Below are 16,292 nucleotides of genomic sequence, written 5' to 3' on the forward strand. Positions count from 1 at the left end.
AGACACGCTCATGACCGCCCTGATCAATGACCGCCTGCTGCGCGCACTGCGTCGTGAGCCGGTGGATGTCACCCCGGTCTGGCTGATGCGCCAGGCCGGCCGCTATCTGCCGGAGTACCGCGCCACCCGCAGCCGTGCCGGCGACTTCATGAGCCTGTGCCAGAGCCCGCAACTGGCGCTGGAGGTGACGATGCAGCCGCTGGAGCGCTTTGCGCTGGATGCGGCCATCCTGTTCTCCGACATCCTGACCGTGCCGGATGCGATGGGATTGGGGCTCTACTTCGAGGAGGGTGAAGGGCCGCGCTTTCGCCAGCCGGTCACGACCCCGGCGGCCATCGAAGCGCTGCCGATTCCCGATGCCGAGCGCGATCTGGGCTATGTGATGGACGCGGTGCGGCTGATTCGCCGCGAACTGGCCGGGCGGGTGCCGCTGATCGGCTTCTCCGGCAGCCCCTGGACGCTGGCCACCTACATGGTCGAGGGGCAATCGAGCCGCGATTTTCGCACCATCAAGCGGATGCTGCTCGATCAGCCGGAAGCGCTCGAACTGCTGCTCGACAAGCTGACGCTGGCGGTGACCGACTATCTGAATGGCCAGATCGCTGCCGGGGTGCAGGCGGTGCAGATCTTCGACACCTGGGGCGGCACCCTGACCACCGGCTGGTATGAGCGCTTCTCGCTGCGGCCGATGGCGCGGATCGTCGCCGGCCTCAACCCCGCGCCCGACGGCAGTCGGGTGCCGGTGATTCTGTTCACCAAGCAGGGGGGACTCTGGCTGGAGCGGATCGCCGCGACCGGCTGCGATGCGCTGGGGCTCGACTGGACGGTCGACATCGGTGAGGCGCGTGCGCGGGTGGGCGACCGGGTGGCGCTGCAGGGCAACCTCGATCCGGTGGTGCTCTATGCCTCACCGGCCGCCATTCGGCACGAAGTGGGTGACATTCTGGCCCGCTATGGTGCCGGCAATGGCCATGTCTTCAACCTGGGGCATGGCATTCACCCGCAGATCGAACCGGACCATGTCGCCGCGCTGGTCGATGCGGTGCATGAGCTCTCGCTGCCCTATCACCGGGTTCAGGGCTGAAGGCTGTTCGATTCGGCTGACCAGCAGGTGCGGTCGCGCCCTTCGTTTTTGGCACGGTAGAGTGCCTCGTCGGCTTGGCGCACGATCAGATCGGGCGTGATGCTGCTGTCGATTTTCAGCGATGCGACGCCGATGCTGACGGTCAGCCAGATCGGCTGCTCCTGCCAGACGACGGCCTCCGCCTTCACCTGCTCCCTGATCCGCTCGGCGATCTGCAGCGCGCCGGTCAGCGCCGTGCTGGGCAGCAGCACGGCGAACTCCTCTCCGCCATAGCGCGAGACCAGGTCGGAGGGGCGTGCCACCGCCGAACAGATGCGCTGCGCAAGCTGCCGCAGACATTCGTCGCCGGCCGGGTGCCCCAGCTGATCGTTGATGCGCTTGAAGTGGTCGGCATCGATCAGCAGCAGCGACAGCGGCGTCTGCTCACGCAGGGCGCGGCGCCACTCCGAATGGTAGATCTGATCGAAATAGCGGCGGTTCTTCAGGCCGGTGAGGCTGTCGACCGTCGACAGCAGTTGCAGTTGGGCGTTGGCATGTTCGAGCTTCTTGAGGGCCACATTGAGGTCGTGCGTGCGCCGGGCCACATTCTGCTCCAGCTCGGCACTGGCCTGGCGCATGATGTCGAGGCTGTGCTGCTGCTCCCGCACCAGTTGTTGCTCATGGTGCAGCGCCTCCTGCTGTGCTGCCAGTTTGCTGCGCCGCTCTTCGTTGAGACGGGCGGTGAGGGCGAAGGAGAGCATGATGATCAGCCCGGCCAGGCCCACCTCGATGGCATTTTCGGCATTGGGCAGCGGTGGCAGCCAGCCCAGGCGGCTGAGCACGAACACGAGCACGCAGAGCAGGAACAGCGTCCAGCCGAGGATGAAGTAACGAATCGACCGGTTGCCGCGAAACAGCTCCAGCAGCGAGATCACAAAGGTGATGCCAAAGCTGTAGAGCAGCAGTGCACCGAGCAGCCCCATGCGCGGCTGTGGCGGCAGCAGTGGGGAGGCCACCATGTACAGCAGACTCATCCAGACGGCCAGCGTGAGCAGCAACGGACGCAGTTGGCGCCAACCCCTCATCCGCAACAGATGGCCAGCGAATTTGCCGAGCGTCAGGCATGCAATCGGCACGAGAAAGAAGATCGCCTGCTCCTGCCATTCGATGGCGTTCGGCCAGAGGTATTGAAAACCGAAGCCATGAATGGTGAGGACGGTGAGCGCGCTGGAGAGCGAGAACAGCGCAAAGTAGAGGTGTGACCGTTCCCGCGTCCAGGCAAAGATGAACAGGTAATAGAGCGAGAACAGCATCAACATGCCATGGAAGAAGCCATAGCCGAGCAGCAGCGGCTGATCTTTTTTCCAGAATTGATCGGGTTGCCACAGGTGCAGCCCCAGGTTCATGGTGCTGCTGCTCTCGACGCGCAGCCAGATTTCGTAGCGACCTTCGGCTTCCAGATCGAGCGGAAAGAGCAGGTGGCGGTGCGCACGGGGACGCTGGACAAAGGGGTAGTGGTCGCCGGTGATGAAATGCGCCAGCACCCGGCCATTTCGCACCAGATGGAAGTCGACCTGGTCCAGCAGCGGGTTGCTCATCTCCAGCAGCCACTGAGTGGTGCGCGCCCGCTGCTCGATGGGCAGGCGCAGCCAGATCGCATCGCGGGTCAAGCCGAAATTGGGAGGCGAAGATGCGGTGAGCTGTTGCCACTGGCCGTGTGCCGTGCCCTGCAACAGTTCATTGATGGAGAATCTGTGCCGGGGGTCGCGCAACACCTGCAGAGAGCCCGTGACCGGGTAGTCGCGCACTTCGGGATCCAGTTGCAGGAGTTCGGCCTGGAGTGAAAGCGCATGCAGGACCAGCCACCCCGCCAGCACGACCAGCAGTCTTTTGAGCAGAAGGTGATGAGCGGTGCTGTTCATGGAGTGTGGCGTCGGCGAACAGGGCGAGGGCACAAAGCCTGATCTGCCATGGGCCGGGCCGACGGGTGCAGCGAAGCAGAGGCCGCGCCGACGGTTGCGAAGATCGATCTGCTCACGCGGCGGCTCCCCTTCCATGCCAGGATGGCCAGCACGATTGCTGACCAATTTCCTGTTTTTCAAAGCCTAACACAAGAAAGAACCCATGAAAAAAACAGCAGAAACTGCATCCGTGCCGCCGCCCACCTTGCTGACTTCGCGCATTCTGGCCTGGTATCACGACCATGGCCGTCAGCGGTTGCCATGGCGGACCCAGATCACCCCCTATCGGGTCTGGATCGCCGAGATCATGCTGCAACAGACCCAGGTGGCGACGGCAACCGGCTACTTCGAACGGTTTCTGGTGGCTTTTCCTGCGCTCGAACATCTGGCTGCGGCACCGCTCGACCAGGTGCTGCATCGCTGGAGCGGTCTTGGCTACTACGCGCGGGCGCGCAACCTGCACCGCACTGCCCGATTGCTGGTGGAGCAGCATCAGGGCTGTTTTCCCACCACTGTCGAGCAGCTTGCGGCACTGCCGGGCATCGGTCGCTCGACAGCGGGTGCGATTCTCAGCATCGCCTTGGGCGTGCGCGCGCCGATTCTCGACGGCAACGTCAAGCGGCTGCTGAGCCGTCTGCATGGTGTCGAGGGCTGGTCGGGCGAACGGAGCGTCGAGCAGCGGCTCTGGCAACTGGCCGAGGCACACACTCCGGCAACCGCATTCTCCGACTACACCCAGGCGGTGATGGACCTTGGTGCCCTGGTCTGCACCCGTGCCCGACCCCACTGCGATGCCTGCCCTGTCGCGCAGCAGTGCGTGGCCCGGCAACAGGGGCGCACTGCCGAATTGCCGACGCCCAGGCCACGCCGATCGGTGCCGGTGCGTGAGCTGACCTGGCTGCTGCTGCGCAATGCCAGTCAGTCGCTGCTGCTCGAACAGCGCCCGGCGACCGGTGTCTGGGGCGGATTGTGGGCCTTTCCCGAGAGCGCGATCGATGTCGACATCGATCACGAGGTGCAGGCGCGCTGGGGCTTCAGCGTGATGGCCGTGACGCCGCTGCCGCACTTCGAGCATCTCTTCACCCACCTGCGGCTGCGGGTGCGGCCCCAGCTGATCGACGTGGCGCTGGCGGACGATGCCCTGCTTCATCAGGGAGTGCGCTGGTGTAACATTCAGCAACCATGCCGGGTCGGGCTTGCCGCGCCCGTCACCCGGCTGCTGAGGCAACTGCAACCCTGATCGGTGAGGTCCGCATGACGAGAATGGTGTTCTGTCGCAAATACAAGCGCGAAATGGAGGGGCTCGACGCGCCACCCTACCCGGGACCTCGTGGCGAAGCGATCTACCAGCAGGTGTCGAAGCAGGCGTGGCAGGAGTGGCTGGCGCACCAGACCCGGCTGATCAACGAGCGGCGCCTGAACATGATGGAGAGCGCGTCACGCAAATTCCTGCAGGAGGAGATGGAGCGCTTCCTGAGCGGCGAGGCGCTCACCGCGGTTGAGGGCTACGTGCAACCGGAGCGGTAACGGCAGCTTTTCTATTGACCACGGCGGCGTCAGAGGGTTTAATTGCCGGCCTTCGCCCAGGTAGCTCAGTCGGTAGAGCAGAGGATTGAAAATCCTCGTGTCGGTGGTTCGATTCCGCCCCTGGGCACCATCCCAAAAGGCTTGCATGGTTCAACACCGGCAAGCTTTTTTGCTTTGTGCAATGCCTGCGTCATCGTGCCGGAGATTCCGGTTGGATCAGGCTTTCAGCGCAAGGTGAAAAGGCACTGGTCCCATGCAAAGGGTTGAGATTGTCAGAGGCAACGACTAGAATTCGCGCTCCAACAGGCGCGTAGCTCAGCTGGTTAGAGCACCACCTTGACATGGTGGGGGTCGTTGGTTCGAGTCCAATCGCGCCTACCAATCAGGCAGAGGTCAACCAGATCTGCCGCGAAGGACCGCCGTCATGGCGGTTTTTCTTTATATCCAAATTCCTGCTCAATCGACGACTGCCGCGGCGGTTGCCGCTTCTGTCCTCTATGCTTGAATCAGTTCGATCCCTTCTGTTTGTCGACCCCATGGTGGAATCATGAAGTCTGTGCGGCCGCCGGTGCTCTGGACCAATCTGTTGCTGTTTGTCATCACCTCGACGCTGGCGCTGGTGGCGGTGCCGCTCTATGGGTGGTGGCATGGCTATGATGGTTTCGAGGTGGGGCTCTTTCTGTTTTTTGGCGCCGCGAGTGGCACGGCGATCACGGCGGGGTTTCACCGTCTCTGGTCACACCAGGCTTATGAAGCACACCCGCTGCTGCGGCTCTGGTTTGCGCTCTGGGGTGCCGCCGCACTGCAAAACAGCATTCTCAACTGGGCGTCGGACCACCGTCGTCACCACCGTCATGTCGATGATCCGCAACTCGATCCCTATTCGGCACGGCGCGGGTTCTGGTTCGCGCACATCGGCTGGATGTTGCGGGAGTATCGGGCACAGCAGGACGATTTCAGCAATGTAAAGGATTTGCAGAAAGACCCGATCGTGATGTGGCAGCACCGCAACTACCTGCTGCTGGTGCTGCTGATGAACGTCGCGCTGCCGGCCCTGATTGGCGTGGTGCATGGCGATCTGCTGGGGTCGCTGCTGCTGGCGGGGGTGCTGCGGCTGGTGGTGGTGCACCATTTCACCTTCTTCATCAATTCGCTGGCCCATTTCTGGGGGCGCCAACCCTACTCGAGCGACTGCACGGCGCGTGACAACGCGGTGGTGGCGTTGCTGACCTTTGGCGAGGGCTATCACAACTTCCATCATCAGTTTCAGTGGGACTACCGCAATGGCATCCGCTGGTGGCAGTTCGATCCGACCAAATGGCTGATCAGGGTCTGTGCCTGGGTGGGACTGTCGCGCAACCTCAAGCGCTGTTCGCCCGAGAAGATCGAGCAGGCGATTTTGCAGCAACAGTTCAGGCGCTCATCACAGCAGATCAGCCGGCTGCCCGATGCCGATTCGCACCTGCGCCGCTTGCAGCAGGAGTATGACCGTCTGATCGAGATGGTGCAGGCGTGGGGCGATTCGCGCCAGCGCTGGGCCGACGCGCGTGCCAATCAGTTGTTGCAGCAGTGGGAGCGGGCGCAGATTCGTCGCAGCTGTCTGGAGCTGCGGCAGCGGCTGCTTGAACAGCGGCGCGATTGGGAGCTGTTGCTGGCCCGCCTGACCTGAGGGTGGAACGGACGGTTGCCCCGAATGCACCATCCATTCGGGGCAGTGCCGTCACCCTCTCATGAAGAGGCTTCGTCGATGTCACCCATGGCGGTGATGTTGAAGCCACCATCGACATAGACCACCTCGCCGGTGATGCCGCTGGCCAATTCCGAACAGAGAAAGGCCGCAGTGTTGCCGACTTCATGGATGGTGACATTGCGCCGCAGCGGGGTGCGCGCCTCGTTGTAGGAGAGCATCTTGCGAAAATCCTTGATGCCCGAGGCGGCCAGCGTGCGGATCGGTCCGGCCGAAATCGCGTTGACCCGCACGCCCTGTGGTCCCAGGCTGTTGGCGAGGTAGCGCACCGAGGCTTCGAGGCTGGCTTTGGCCAGGCCCATGACGTTGTAGTTGGGCATGGTGCGCTGCGAGCCGAGATAGGTGAGGGTGAGCAGCGAGCCGTGGCTCTTCACCAGCATCGGTCGGGCGGCCTTGGCCAGCGCCACGAAGCTGTAGGCGCTGATGTCATGGGCAATGCGGAAACCGTCGCGCGAGGTGACCGCAAGGTAGTCGCCGTCGAGCTCCTCGCGCGGGGCGAAGCCGACACAGTGCACCAGAATGTCGAGTCCATCCCACACCTTGCCCAGTTCGGTGAAGACGGCGTCGATTTCATCATCGCTGGCGACATCGCAGGGATAGCAGAGGGTGGAATCCCAGCCTTTGGCAAACTCCTCGACCCGCTCCTTGAGCTTTTCGCCCTGATAGGTGAAGGCGAGTTCGGCGCCCTCGCGGTGCATCGCTTCGGCAATGCCGTAGGCGATCGAAAGTTTGCTGGCGACTCCGACGATGAGTGCGCGTTTGCCGGTGAGAAAGCCCATGGAGGTGTCCTTTGGTTATTGTCGCGTGAGTGGAATGGCCGAACTGGCCGGCGTGATTTCAGCCACTTGTCGCCATTTCAGGAAGTGCTATTTTAGCAACCATCCCAGAAGGAGCGAAACGAATGAACGATCTGACCCAACAGCAGTGTGAAGCCTGCCGGATCGGCGCCCCCAAGGTGACCGAGGCCGAGCGGGCCGAGCTGCTGCCGAAGATTCCTGACTGGAAGATCGAGCGCGATGGCCACCTCGACAAGCTGAAGCGCGAGTACCGGTTCGACGACTACCCGAAGGCGCTCGCCTTCACGCAGCAGATTGGCGAACTGGCCGAGGCGCAGGGGCACCACCCGGCCATTCTGACCGAGTGGGGCAAGGTGACGGTCTGGTGGTGGTCGCACAAGATCGAAGGGTTGCACCGCAACGACTTCATCATGGCGGCGAAGAGCGACCTCTGTTACGCCACGAAGGGCTGAGTCGGGTGACTGGCTGGCGCAGACTCCAGGGAGGAAGAGATGATTGATCTCACTGTAGCGGAACGGTTCATCGAGGCCGGTGGCCATCGGCTCAAATGCACCACGCTCGGGCAGCCCGATCCGGCCCGTCCGACGCTGGTTTTTCTGCACGAGGGGCTGGGTTCGATCTCGATGTGGAAGGACTATCCGGCGCAGGTGGCCGAGCAGGTCGGACTGCCGGTGCTGATGTACGACCGCTGGGGGCATGGCGAGTCCGATCCGCTGACCGAGCCGCGCAAGCCGAGTTATCGCCGGGTCGAGGCGCTGGAGGTGCTGCCCGAGGTGCTGGTGCAGTTTCCGGTCGGGCCAATGATCCTGATCGGGCACAGTGATGGCGGGGCGATGAGTCTGCTCTACGCCGCGTCCCATCCGCAACGGGTGCTGGGGATCGTCGGCCTGGCACCGCAGGTGGGCAAGCCACGGCAGAGTGCGCCGGTGGCGGCCGGTGCCAGCGGCGCGATGCAGGCGGTCATCAATGCCTTCGAAAAGGGCGAGCTGAAGCGCCGTCTCGAACGCTACCATGGCGCCAACACCGAGCGGATGTTCTACGGCTGGGCCAATGCCTGGAGCTCCCCGGAGTTTGCCGGCTGGCAGATGAGCGAAGAGCTGCGGCAGATTCGCGCACCGGTGGTGGTGATCCAGGGTGACCGTGATCCCTATGGCTATCGCCACAACATCGAGGCGCTGGAGCAGGATCTGGCCGCACCGCTCGCCGTGCACATCCATCCCGAAGCGGGCCACATTCCGCACCATGAGGCGCGTGACTTCACCCTCGAACACACGGTGCGGGCGATTCGCGCCTTCACCGCCTGATTCTTCCGATTTCTGCTCGAATCGTGATCCTGCTCGCAAAGCTGGACTAGACTGAAACTGATGCAGCGTCACTGCTGAAACCACTGTTCCGCGAGGCCATGGCGGTTTCGGGTGTGGCGTGCATCAGGGCGTGAGCGGGGACCTCCCGGCCACTTTGTGGTTTTCCACTTCCAGTTTCCAGTTTGGAGTCACCCCGTGGGTCTGACGGCAGAACTTTCTCCGCTCAAAAGAACAGCAGATCAACCACTCCAGGAGTGGCTCGCAAAGATCCAGTCGATGAATCTGCCGGTGTTGAATGGGGTGCTGAGCGAAATCAAGGGGCTGGCCAAGAGCGACGATGCGTCGATCTACCAACTCTCCGAGGTGATCCTGCGCGATCCGAATCTGACCTCCCAGGTGCTGCGCATCGCCAATACCGCGCTCTACAACCCCGCATCGGTGCCGATCAACACGGTCAGCCGTGCGACGGTCGTGCTCGGCACCGGTGGCATTCTCTCGATCGCCATCTCCGCGCTGGTGGCCGATTCGATGAATAAAGGCGGGCGGCGCGAGCGGCTGATGCAGTCCTACGGACGCTCATTTCATGCCGCAGTGCAGGCGCGCAACCTGATGACCGAGTTGAAGTCGCACAGCCACAGGGAGGAGATCTTCATTGCCGGGCTGCTCTGCAACATCGGCGAGCTGACGCTGTGGTGCTGCGACGATCCGCGCATTGATCAGCTCGATCAAAAACTCGCCGAGGGCGCGCAGAGCGTCGAACAGAGCTGCATGCAGACCCTCGGCGTGCAGTTCAAATCGCTGAGTCGAGGGCTGGCCAAACAGTGGGATCTGGGTGAGGTGCTGCAGGATGCCCTCTCGCCGACGCCGCGCGGGCGGCAGGCGCAGGCGGTGCTGCTGGGTGAGCAGGTGAGCCGTGCGGTCGAGTCCGGCTGGGATGGACCAGAGCTTGGACGGCTGTTGCCGACCCTGTCGAAATTCATGGGCTGCGAGCCCGAGGCAGCGCGTGAGTCGCTGCTCAGAAATGCACAGCAGGCGGCCGAGGTGGTACGGGATTACGGTCTGCCTCAGGCGGCGCAATGGATTCTGCAGCCGCGTGCCCAGTCTGCCGCGGTGAACAATCCGCTGGGAACGGTGGTGGAGGTGTTTGCCGCCGCCGAGCAGATGACCTTCGAGCGGTGCGACATCAATGGCCTGCTGAAGGTGATGGTCGAGGGGATGCACCAGGCGCTGGGGCTCGATCGGGTGGTTCTGGCTGTGCTCAATGGCCCCCACACCCGTCTGACCGGCAAGTACGCCGCGGGCAGCGGGTGCGAACGGCTGTTCGGGGAGTTTTTGTTTGCGCTCGATGAGGGCAGGAATCTCTTCACCGAACTGCTGGCCACGCAAAAGCCGATGCTGGTCGACAGCGAACGCAATGCTGAGCAGCGGGCCCTGCTGAGCGAAAAGATGGTTCGCTTGTTCGGTTCCGGCGCTTTTCTGCTGGCGCCGATCGGGGTCGGGCACCGCCGTTTCGGCCTGTTCTATGCCGACCGCAGCGTCAGTGGCGTGCCACTGACAGCGGCCGATCTGGCCGGGTTCCGCCAACTGGCCCAGCACACGACGCTCTGTCTGGGCCATCTGGCTGCCGCGCGCGGCTGATCCATCCCTCTCTTCATCAATTTTCCGGCGCTGGTTCGCGGGTGGCGATCAGGCTGGCGACCACGCTGGCGCCGATCAGCACCGCCACGATGGCGAGCGACGCCTGCACCGGAACATGGTACCAGGGGGCGATCAGCATCTTGGTGCCGATGAAGGTGAGCACCATCGCCAGTCCATATTTGAGCAGATGGAAGCGGCTGGCCACATCGGCGATCAGAAAATAGAGCGCCCGCAACCCCAGAATCGCGAAGATGTTGGAGGTGAAGACGATGAAGGGGTCGGTGGTGATGGCGAAAATGGCCGGAATGGAGTCGACGGCGAACACCAGGTCCGAGGCCTCGATCAGAATAAGTACCAGGAACAGCGGGGTGAAGTAACGGACCCCGTTCTTGACCACGATGAATTTCTCGCCGTGGTGATCGTCGCTGATGCGCAGGTGGCGCCGGGCGAAGCGCAGCACTGGATTCTTTTCGAGGTCGGGCGTTCTTTCCGCCATCACCAGCATCCGGATGCCGGTCACCACCAGCAGCAGACCGAACAGATAGAGTACCCAGGCGAACTCGCGCACCACCCAGGCGCCGGCCAGAATCATTACCGTGCGCATGGCGATGGCGCCAACCACGCCATAGATCAGCACACGCCGCTGGTATTCGGCCGCAACGTGAAATGACGAGAAGATCAGCAGGAAGACAAAGACATTGTCGACCGAGAGTGATTTCTCGATCAGGTAGCCGGTCAGAAACTCCAGCGCCTTGCGGTTGGCGATCTCCGGCCCGACGGTGTCGGTGAGATGCCACCAGAGTCCCAGGTTGAAGAGCAGTGCCAGGCCGATCCATGCAGCGGACCAGAGCGCGGCCTCCCTGATGCTCACCCGGTGTGCGGTGCGGCCGCCGAACACGAACAGGTCGAGTGCCAGCATCAGCAGCACGAAAGCCACGAAGGCTGCCCACATCCAGGGTTCGCCGACCGATACGATGGCTGTCGTGCTGCTCATATGGAGTCTCCCCTCAGTCGAACAGTTCGCTCAGAAAGGATTTGCGCCGCTTGTAGCGCTGCGCGTCGTCATCGTAGGGGCGCTCGTGTCGGGGTGCGGCCTGCTCACGGTCGAAGCCGCGTGGCGAGTCCGAACGTTCGATCAGCTTGTCCAATTCACCGCGATCGAGCCACACGCCACGGCATTGCGGGCAATAGTCGATCTCGATGCCTTGGCGTTCGCTCAGCAGCAGATCAGGTTCCTTGCAGACTGGGCATTTCATGCGCTTTCTCCTGGTGGGTGGTTTCAGTCGTGACCGCGTTGCAGCGCTTCGATGCGTTCGGCAAGCGGGGGATGGGTCATGAACAGACGTTTCAGGCCGCCCGCGCCGCCGCCGGCGATGCCGAAGGCAGCCATCTTGTCCGGCAGTGGTTGGGGGTGCAAGCTGGAGAGCCGTTGCAGTGCCGCGATCATTGCCGGGCGACTGGCCAGCCGGGCGCCGCCGGCATCGGCACGAAACTCCCGCTGCCGCGAGAACCACATGACAATCACAGAGGCGAGCAGCCCGAGCAGCAGGTCGGCGATGATCACAGTCACCCAGAAGGCCGGCCCCTGGCCGCTCTCGGTGCGGAAGATCACCCGGTCGACGGTGTGGCCGATCACCCGCGACAGAAACAGCACGAAGGTGTTCACCACGCCCTGGATCAGCGCCAGCGTCACCATGTCGCCGTTGGCGACGTGGGCCATCTCGTGCGCCAGCACCGCCTCGGCTTCCTCCTGGGTCATGTTGCGCAGCAATCCGGTCGAGACCGCCACCAGCGAACTGTTCCGGCTCATGCCGGTGGCGAAGGCATTGACCTCGTCCGCTTCCCAGATGGCGACCTCGGGCATCCTGACGCCAGCCTGCTGCGCCTGACGTGCGACCGTCTGTACCAGCCACTGCTCGGTGGGTGTGCGTGGCGTGGTGATCAGTTGCGCACCGACCGATTTTTTGGCCATCCACTTGGAGAGGGCGAGCGAGATGAAAGCGCCGCCAAAGCCCATGATGGCGGCGAACAGCAGCAGCGCATCGAGGTTCAATCCCTGTGCATTCAGGTAGGGCTCCACGCCGAGCAGCCGCATGCTGACCGAGAGCACCAGCACGATGGCGAGGTTGGTGATCAGAAAAAGTACGATGCGTTTCATGGCCGAGACTCCTGGTGGCGGTTGGGTAAAGTGCCATTTGCCGTGCCTGGACTGCGCGGAAGGTAGCGTGAGCTCTGTGTTCGCATGGATTTTGCTGCGCCTTTGGGTTTTGACGCAGCCATTCTCGAGCCGTTTTTTACGAACAAAAAGCAGATTATTTTCTGCTTTTTGTTCGTAAAAAACTGATTTGTGAGGTGCGGGTTCCGGTCAGGGCCGGATGCATGGGAGCATGGCGCGATCGGGCGTCGAAATCTGCCGTTTCAGTTGCGCAATCCAAGGCGCTGGGCGAGGCGAATCAGGTTGCCGCGGTCGACACCGAGACTGCGTGCGGTCCTGGCCCAGTTGCCGCGGTGCAGCGCCAGCCGTTGTCGCAGCAGATCGCGCTGGCAGTCATCGACGGCCTGGCGCAGTGAGACAGTCTGGGTGATGTCCGGCTCGGATCGGGCGTGGGGGCGTTCGACTGCTGGCGGGTTCAGCATGCCGAGGTGGTGCAGGTGGAGGGTGACGATCCGCGCGTCAGCTTCGGCTTCGGCGCGGGCACGCAGGGCGGCGCGGCTGATCAGATGCTCCAGTTCACGCACATTGCCGGGCCAGTCACAGTTGAGCAGGGCGGCCTGGCAGTCGGCCGCCAACCGCAGGGCGCGCACGCCCAGACGGCCGCGGTTCTGCTCCAGAAAGTAGCCGGCCAGCAGCAGGGCATCGCGTTCGCGTTCGCGCAGGGGCGGCACCCACAGCGGAAATACGCTGAGTCGATGGTAGAGATCGGCCCGAAAGCGTCCGTTGCGCACCTCCTGCTGCAGGTCGCGGTTGGTGGCAGCGATGATGCGCACATCGACCCGATGAACGCGGTCACTGCCGACACGCTGAATTTCGCCGCCGTGCAGCGCGCGCAGCAGCTTGGCCTGGGCGTTCAGCGGCAGTTCACCGACTTCATCGAGAAACAGACTGCCGCCATCCGCCAGGTCGAACTTGCCACGACGCTCGGTCACCGCACCAGAGAAGGCCCCCTTCAGATGGCCGAACAGCTCGCTTTCGATCAGATTCTCGGGTATGGCCGCGCAGTTCAGCTCGACCAGCGGCTGTTGGCTGCGCAGTGATCGGCTGTGAACGGCCCGCGCCACCAACTCCTTGCCGACGCCGGTCTCGCCGGTGATCAGCACGGTCAGCTCGGTACCGGCCACCACACCGATTTCGTCACGCAGACGGCGCATGGCGGCGCTCTCGCCGATCAGCTCTTGCGGCGCAGCGGTGACGGTGGCCTCGCGCAGATCGAGGTAGGCCTGTCGCGCATGTTCGGCGCGGGATTCGAGTGCATCGATCAGCGCGGCGGCCTTGACCGTGGCGCAGACCAGCGTGACGAAGGCGAGCAGCGCCTCCATGTCCAGCGCGGAAAAGGCGCCGGGTTCCAGCGAATCGAGTGTCAACACACCCCAGAGCCTGCCATCGATCATCAGCGGCACGCCCAGACAATCATGAATCGGCAGATGTTCGGCAAAGCCGATCACCAGGCCGTCGTAGGGGTCCGGCAGCTCTGAGTCGTGGGCGAAGCGAACCGGTCTGCCGGACGAGGTGATGGCAGAGAGACGGGGATGCTCGGCGAGGCGGAAGCGCCGTCCCAGGGTGTCAGCCGAAAGGCCATCGACCGCCAGTGGAATCAGTGTCTCCTGCTCCAGCCGCAGCAACCCGGCGGCATCACAGGGAAAGAGTGCGCGCAAGGTTTCGAGCAGGCGACGATAGCGCTCACTCTGCGGCAGTTCGAGGGAGAGGTCGGCGACCAGGCGGGTGATGGCTGGAAGCAGCGGATTTGTTGTCATTTAAACGCTTTATGTCGATTTATGCTGTCATAAAGAGACTGTCATCATGACACGAAAAGCAATTAATGGTCTGTTTTTAAACTGATTTGGTTGTGGCACATCTCTTGTAATGTCTCTGTTCGAACGCTTCACTCAAACCTGCAGAGGCATGCTCCATGTTGTCAGCACAGACCCAGGCCTTGATCAAGGCAACCGTTCCGGCCCTCGAGGCGGTCAATGAAAAATTGACCAGCCACTTCTACAAGATCATGTTCAGCGAATATCCGCAGGTGCGGGCACTGTTCAATCAGGCGCACCAGCAGAGCGGCGATCAGCCGCGGGCGCTGGCCAACAGTGTGATCGCCTATGCCAAACACATCGATCGGCTCGAAGCGCTGGGATCGGCCGTGGGCCTGATCGTGCACAAGCACGCTTCGCTGAATGTGCTGCCGGAGCACTATCCGATTGTCGGCAGCTGCCTGCTGCGGGCGATCAGGGAGGTGCTGGGCGCGGCCGCCACCGACGAGATCGTCGATGCCTGGGCGCAGGCCTATCAGCAGTTGGCCGACATTCTGATTCAGGCCGAGGAGCAGGTCTACGCCGAGCATGAGCAGGCCAATGGCGGCTGGCGGGGCGTTCGCCCGTTGAAGGTGACACGCAAGGTAAAGGAGAGTGACGAGATCACCTCTTTTTATCTCGAAGCGACCGACGGCCGGCCGCTGCTGGCGGCCACCCCCGGGCAATATCTGGCGCTGCGCTTCGTGATGGATGGGCAGGAGATGCGCCGCAACTATTCGCTCTCGGATGTCACCGATGGCAGCCACTACCGCATCAGCGTCAAGCGCGAGCCCGGCGGGGTCATCTCCACCCATCTGCATGACCGGGTGGCGGTCGGCGATCTGCTGGAGGCTTTTCCTCCCTGCGGTGATTTTGTGCTCAACCCGGGCCTGAAACCGCTGCTGCTGCTGAGCGGTGGTGTGGGATTGACGCCGACGGTGGCGATGTTGAACGCAGCGGTGGGCAGTGGTCGGCCGATCCATTTTCTGCACTGTGCACGCAATCGGTCGGTGCATGCCTTTCGTGAGCATGTCGACGGGCTGGCCGCCCGCCATGCCAACCTGCGCCGAACCTATCTCTACAGCCAGCCGGCAGCGGCCGACCAGGCCGATGCCGTCGGTCTGATCAGTGAGTCAGTGCTGGCCGGTGCACTGCCGGCGGACCGGGATGCCGAGGTCTATTTCATCGGGCCGAAGCCCTTCATGGCCGAGGTCAAGCGGCTGCTGGCCAAGCTGGGTGTGCCCGAACCGCAGACCCATTATGAGTTCTTCGGGCCATTGCAGACGTTGGAATGAGGCGAAGAGAGCGATTCACCGCCTGGCTTGGCATCGAGGCCGCCGCGCCGCTGAGGGAGCGGCTGCTCTCTTCTGTTGGCGGATTCATCGGCCTGCTGGCGGTGGCCGTGCTGGGATTCTTCCATCCGGCGGCCGGCGACATGCCGCTGCTGACCGGGGCGATGGGGGCCACTGCCATGCTGCTGTTCGCGCTGCCGCATGCGGTGGTCTCTCAGCCTTGGCCGCTGTTCGGTGGCCATCTGCTGTCGGCCATCATCGGTCTGGGCTGTGCGCGCTGGTTGAACCATGTGCCTTTCACACCCGCATTGGCGGTGGGGCTCGCCATCGCAGCCATGCATGGTGCCCGCTGTCTGCATCCGCCGGGTGGTGCCACGGCATTGATCGCCGCGATGAATGGTCCCGAGGTGCAGGCACTGGGCTGGCACTACCTGCTCGATCCGCTGCTGCTCCATGTCGGCGTTCTGTTCCTGCTGGCGATGCTGTTCAACGCCCCCTTTGCCTGGCGGCGCTATCCGGCACGCTGGGCGCGGGCAGCGCTCTCGCAGGGTGTCTTGCGTGAGGAGGAGACCCTCTCTTCCGAAGACATTGCCCATGCCGTGCGTGAACTGGGGCTGGTGGTGGACGTCGATGAGGTCGAACTGCGACACATTCTGGCGCTGGCACTCCAGCGCGCCAGCAGCCAGCATCTGCTACCGGAACTGATCGTGCGCGGCTGCTGTTACAGCAATGGCGCGCATGGAGAGGCCTGGTCGGTGCGTCAGGTGCTGGAGATGTTCCACGACCAGCGACTGCGCTACCGCAGTCTGGTGGGGCCGGGCGAGCAGTTCGAGGCCGAATGCGGCGTGGCGGAGTTTGCGGACTGGGCGCGTTACGAGGTGCGCATGGCGTCGGGTCGCTGGCGGCGGGTGCAGCGTTCGGGAGCCACGGACGATCCGCAAGCGTGAATTCGCTC

Annotated in this window: 15 protein-coding genes and 2 tRNA genes; 11 read left to right on the forward strand and 6 right to left on the reverse strand. The window is 63.2% G+C overall.

Features of this window, described 5'->3' with window-relative positions; genetic code table 11:
* Positions 1–10: 10 nt before the first annotated feature.
* Complete coding sequence (hemE, locus tag H7A13_03420; protein ID MCP5332395.1) at positions 11–1,084, forward strand: uroporphyrinogen decarboxylase; 1,074 nt, start codon at positions 11–13, stop codon at positions 1,082–1,084.
* Here hemE and H7A13_03425 read toward each other — a convergent pair.
* On the reverse strand, positions 1,075–2,985 hold the full coding sequence (locus H7A13_03425; GenBank protein ID MCP5332396.1) for a GGDEF domain-containing protein: 1,911 nt from the start codon (positions 2,983–2,985) through the stop codon (positions 1,075–1,077). The two genes, hemE and H7A13_03425, sit on opposite strands and share 10 nt — an antisense overlap.
* A 202-nt stretch (positions 2,986–3,187) precedes the next feature.
* Here H7A13_03425 and mutY point away from each other — a divergent pair, with 202 nt between their 5' ends.
* The 5 genes from mutY (at position 3,188) to H7A13_03450 (ending at position 6,220) form a co-directional block, all read left to right on the forward strand.
* A complete protein-coding gene (gene mutY / locus H7A13_03430) occupies positions 3,188–4,264 on the forward strand; it encodes an A/G-specific adenine glycosylase (protein ID MCP5332397.1) in 1,077 nt (358 codons plus the stop codon).
* A gap of 14 nt (positions 4,265–4,278) precedes the next feature.
* Positions 4,279–4,551: an oxidative damage protection protein gene (locus H7A13_03435; GenBank protein ID MCP5332398.1), complete on the forward strand. Its 273-nt coding sequence runs from the start codon at positions 4,279–4,281 to the stop codon at positions 4,549–4,551.
* A gap of 54 nt (positions 4,552–4,605) precedes the next feature.
* Positions 4,606–4,681: transfer RNA gene (locus H7A13_03440), tRNA-Phe, on the forward strand.
* Between the two features lie 174 nt (positions 4,682–4,855).
* Positions 4,856–4,932, forward strand: a tRNA-Val gene (locus H7A13_03445).
* Between the two features lie 166 nt (positions 4,933–5,098).
* Entirely contained in the window at positions 5,099–6,220 is a 1,122-nt protein-coding gene (locus H7A13_03450) for a fatty acid desaturase (GenBank protein ID MCP5332399.1), read from the forward strand.
* 59 nt (positions 6,221–6,279) lie between these two features.
* Here H7A13_03450 and H7A13_03455 read toward each other — a convergent pair whose 3' ends face one another.
* Positions 6,280–7,077 (reverse strand): enoyl-ACP reductase, encoded by a 798-nt coding sequence (locus tag H7A13_03455; protein ID MCP5332400.1) that lies wholly within the window; start codon positions 7,075–7,077, stop codon positions 6,280–6,282.
* 122 nt (positions 7,078–7,199) lie between these two features.
* Here H7A13_03455 and H7A13_03460 point away from each other — a divergent pair, with 122 nt between their 5' ends.
* From H7A13_03460 to H7A13_03470, 3 genes are all read left to right on the forward strand, one after another.
* Positions 7,200–7,547 carry a 4a-hydroxytetrahydrobiopterin dehydratase gene (locus H7A13_03460; protein MCP5332401.1) on the forward strand — a complete coding sequence of 116 codons (348 nt, stop codon included), beginning with the start codon at positions 7,200–7,202 and terminating at the stop codon, positions 7,545–7,547.
* A 39-nt stretch (positions 7,548–7,586) separates the two neighbouring features.
* Positions 7,587–8,399: an alpha/beta hydrolase gene (locus H7A13_03465; protein ID MCP5332402.1), complete on the forward strand. Its 813-nt coding sequence runs from the start codon at positions 7,587–7,589 to the stop codon at positions 8,397–8,399.
* Between the two features lie 276 nt (positions 8,400–8,675).
* On the forward strand, positions 8,676–10,037 hold the full coding sequence (locus tag H7A13_03470; protein MCP5332403.1) for an HDOD domain-containing protein: 1,362 nt from the start codon (positions 8,676–8,678) through the stop codon (positions 10,035–10,037).
* A 16-nt stretch (positions 10,038–10,053) separates the two neighbouring features.
* Here H7A13_03470 and H7A13_03475 read toward each other — a convergent pair whose 3' ends face one another.
* From H7A13_03475 to norR, 4 genes are all read right to left on the reverse strand, one after another.
* Complete coding sequence (locus H7A13_03475) at positions 10,054–11,031, reverse strand: TerC family protein (GenBank protein MCP5332404.1); 978 nt, start codon at positions 11,029–11,031, stop codon at positions 10,054–10,056.
* Positions 11,032–11,044: 13 nt separating this feature from the next.
* Complete coding sequence (locus H7A13_03480; GenBank protein MCP5332405.1) at positions 11,045–11,293, reverse strand: zf-TFIIB domain-containing protein; 249 nt, start codon at positions 11,291–11,293, stop codon at positions 11,045–11,047.
* Between the two features lie 23 nt (positions 11,294–11,316).
* On the reverse strand, positions 11,317–12,195 hold the full coding sequence (gene htpX, locus H7A13_03485; GenBank protein MCP5332406.1) for a protease HtpX: 879 nt from the start codon (positions 12,193–12,195) through the stop codon (positions 11,317–11,319).
* A 260-nt stretch (positions 12,196–12,455) separates the two neighbouring features.
* Positions 12,456–14,009: a nitric oxide reductase transcriptional regulator NorR gene (gene norR, locus H7A13_03490; GenBank protein MCP5332407.1), complete on the reverse strand. Its 1,554-nt coding sequence runs from the start codon at positions 14,007–14,009 to the stop codon at positions 12,456–12,458.
* Positions 14,010–14,164: 155 nt separating this feature from the next.
* On the opposite strand from norR, the gene hmpA reads away from it, so the two are divergent.
* Positions 14,165–15,340 carry an NO-inducible flavohemoprotein gene (hmpA, locus tag H7A13_03495; GenBank protein MCP5332408.1) on the forward strand — a complete coding sequence of 392 codons (1,176 nt, stop codon included), beginning with the start codon at positions 14,165–14,167 and terminating at the stop codon, positions 15,338–15,340.
* A complete protein-coding gene (locus tag H7A13_03500; protein ID MCP5332409.1) occupies positions 15,337–16,284 on the forward strand; it encodes an HPP family protein in 948 nt (315 codons plus the stop codon). The genes hmpA and H7A13_03500 overlap by 4 nt, the downstream gene beginning before the upstream one ends.
* The last annotated feature ends 8 nt before the right edge of the window (positions 16,285–16,292 follow it).

It is taken from the genome of Pseudomonadales bacterium, from assembly GCA_024234215.1.
GTDB lineage: Bacteria > Pseudomonadota > Gammaproteobacteria > Pseudomonadales > UBA5862 > JACKOQ01.

What these genes read in the sequence shown, in the direction of transcription:
- hemE (MCP5332395.1), top strand. Translation starts at nt 11, where the DNA reads ATGACCGCCCTGATCAATGACCGCCTGCTGCGCGCACTGCGTCGTGAG.
- H7A13_03425 (MCP5332396.1), bottom strand. Translation starts at nt 2,985, where the DNA reads ATGAACAGCACCGCTCATCACCTTCTGCTCAAAAGACTGCTGGTCGTG.
- mutY (MCP5332397.1), top strand. Translation starts at nt 3,188, where the DNA reads ATGAAAAAAACAGCAGAAACTGCATCCGTGCCGCCGCCCACCTTGCTG.
- H7A13_03435 (MCP5332398.1), top strand. Translation starts at nt 4,279, where the DNA reads ATGACGAGAATGGTGTTCTGTCGCAAATACAAGCGCGAAATGGAGGGG.
- H7A13_03450 (MCP5332399.1), top strand. Translation starts at nt 5,099, where the DNA reads ATGAAGTCTGTGCGGCCGCCGGTGCTCTGGACCAATCTGTTGCTGTTT.
- H7A13_03455 (MCP5332400.1), bottom strand. Translation starts at nt 7,077, where the DNA reads ATGGGCTTTCTCACCGGCAAACGCGCACTCATCGTCGGAGTCGCCAGC.
- H7A13_03460 (MCP5332401.1), top strand. Translation starts at nt 7,200, where the DNA reads ATGAACGATCTGACCCAACAGCAGTGTGAAGCCTGCCGGATCGGCGCC.
- H7A13_03465 (MCP5332402.1), top strand. Translation starts at nt 7,587, where the DNA reads ATGATTGATCTCACTGTAGCGGAACGGTTCATCGAGGCCGGTGGCCAT.
- H7A13_03470 (MCP5332403.1), top strand. Translation starts at nt 8,676, where the DNA reads ATGAATCTGCCGGTGTTGAATGGGGTGCTGAGCGAAATCAAGGGGCTG.
- H7A13_03475 (MCP5332404.1), bottom strand. Translation starts at nt 11,031, where the DNA reads ATGAGCAGCACGACAGCCATCGTATCGGTCGGCGAACCCTGGATGTGG.
- H7A13_03480 (MCP5332405.1), bottom strand. Translation starts at nt 11,293, where the DNA reads ATGAAATGCCCAGTCTGCAAGGAACCTGATCTGCTGCTGAGCGAACGC.
- htpX (MCP5332406.1), bottom strand. Translation starts at nt 12,195, where the DNA reads ATGAAACGCATCGTACTTTTTCTGATCACCAACCTCGCCATCGTGCTG.
- norR (MCP5332407.1), bottom strand. Translation starts at nt 14,009, where the DNA reads ATGACAACAAATCCGCTGCTTCCAGCCATCACCCGCCTGGTCGCCGAC.
- hmpA (MCP5332408.1), top strand. Translation starts at nt 14,165, where the DNA reads ATGTTGTCAGCACAGACCCAGGCCTTGATCAAGGCAACCGTTCCGGCC.
- H7A13_03500 (MCP5332409.1), top strand. Translation starts at nt 15,337, where the DNA reads ATGAGGCGAAGAGAGCGATTCACCGCCTGGCTTGGCATCGAGGCCGCC.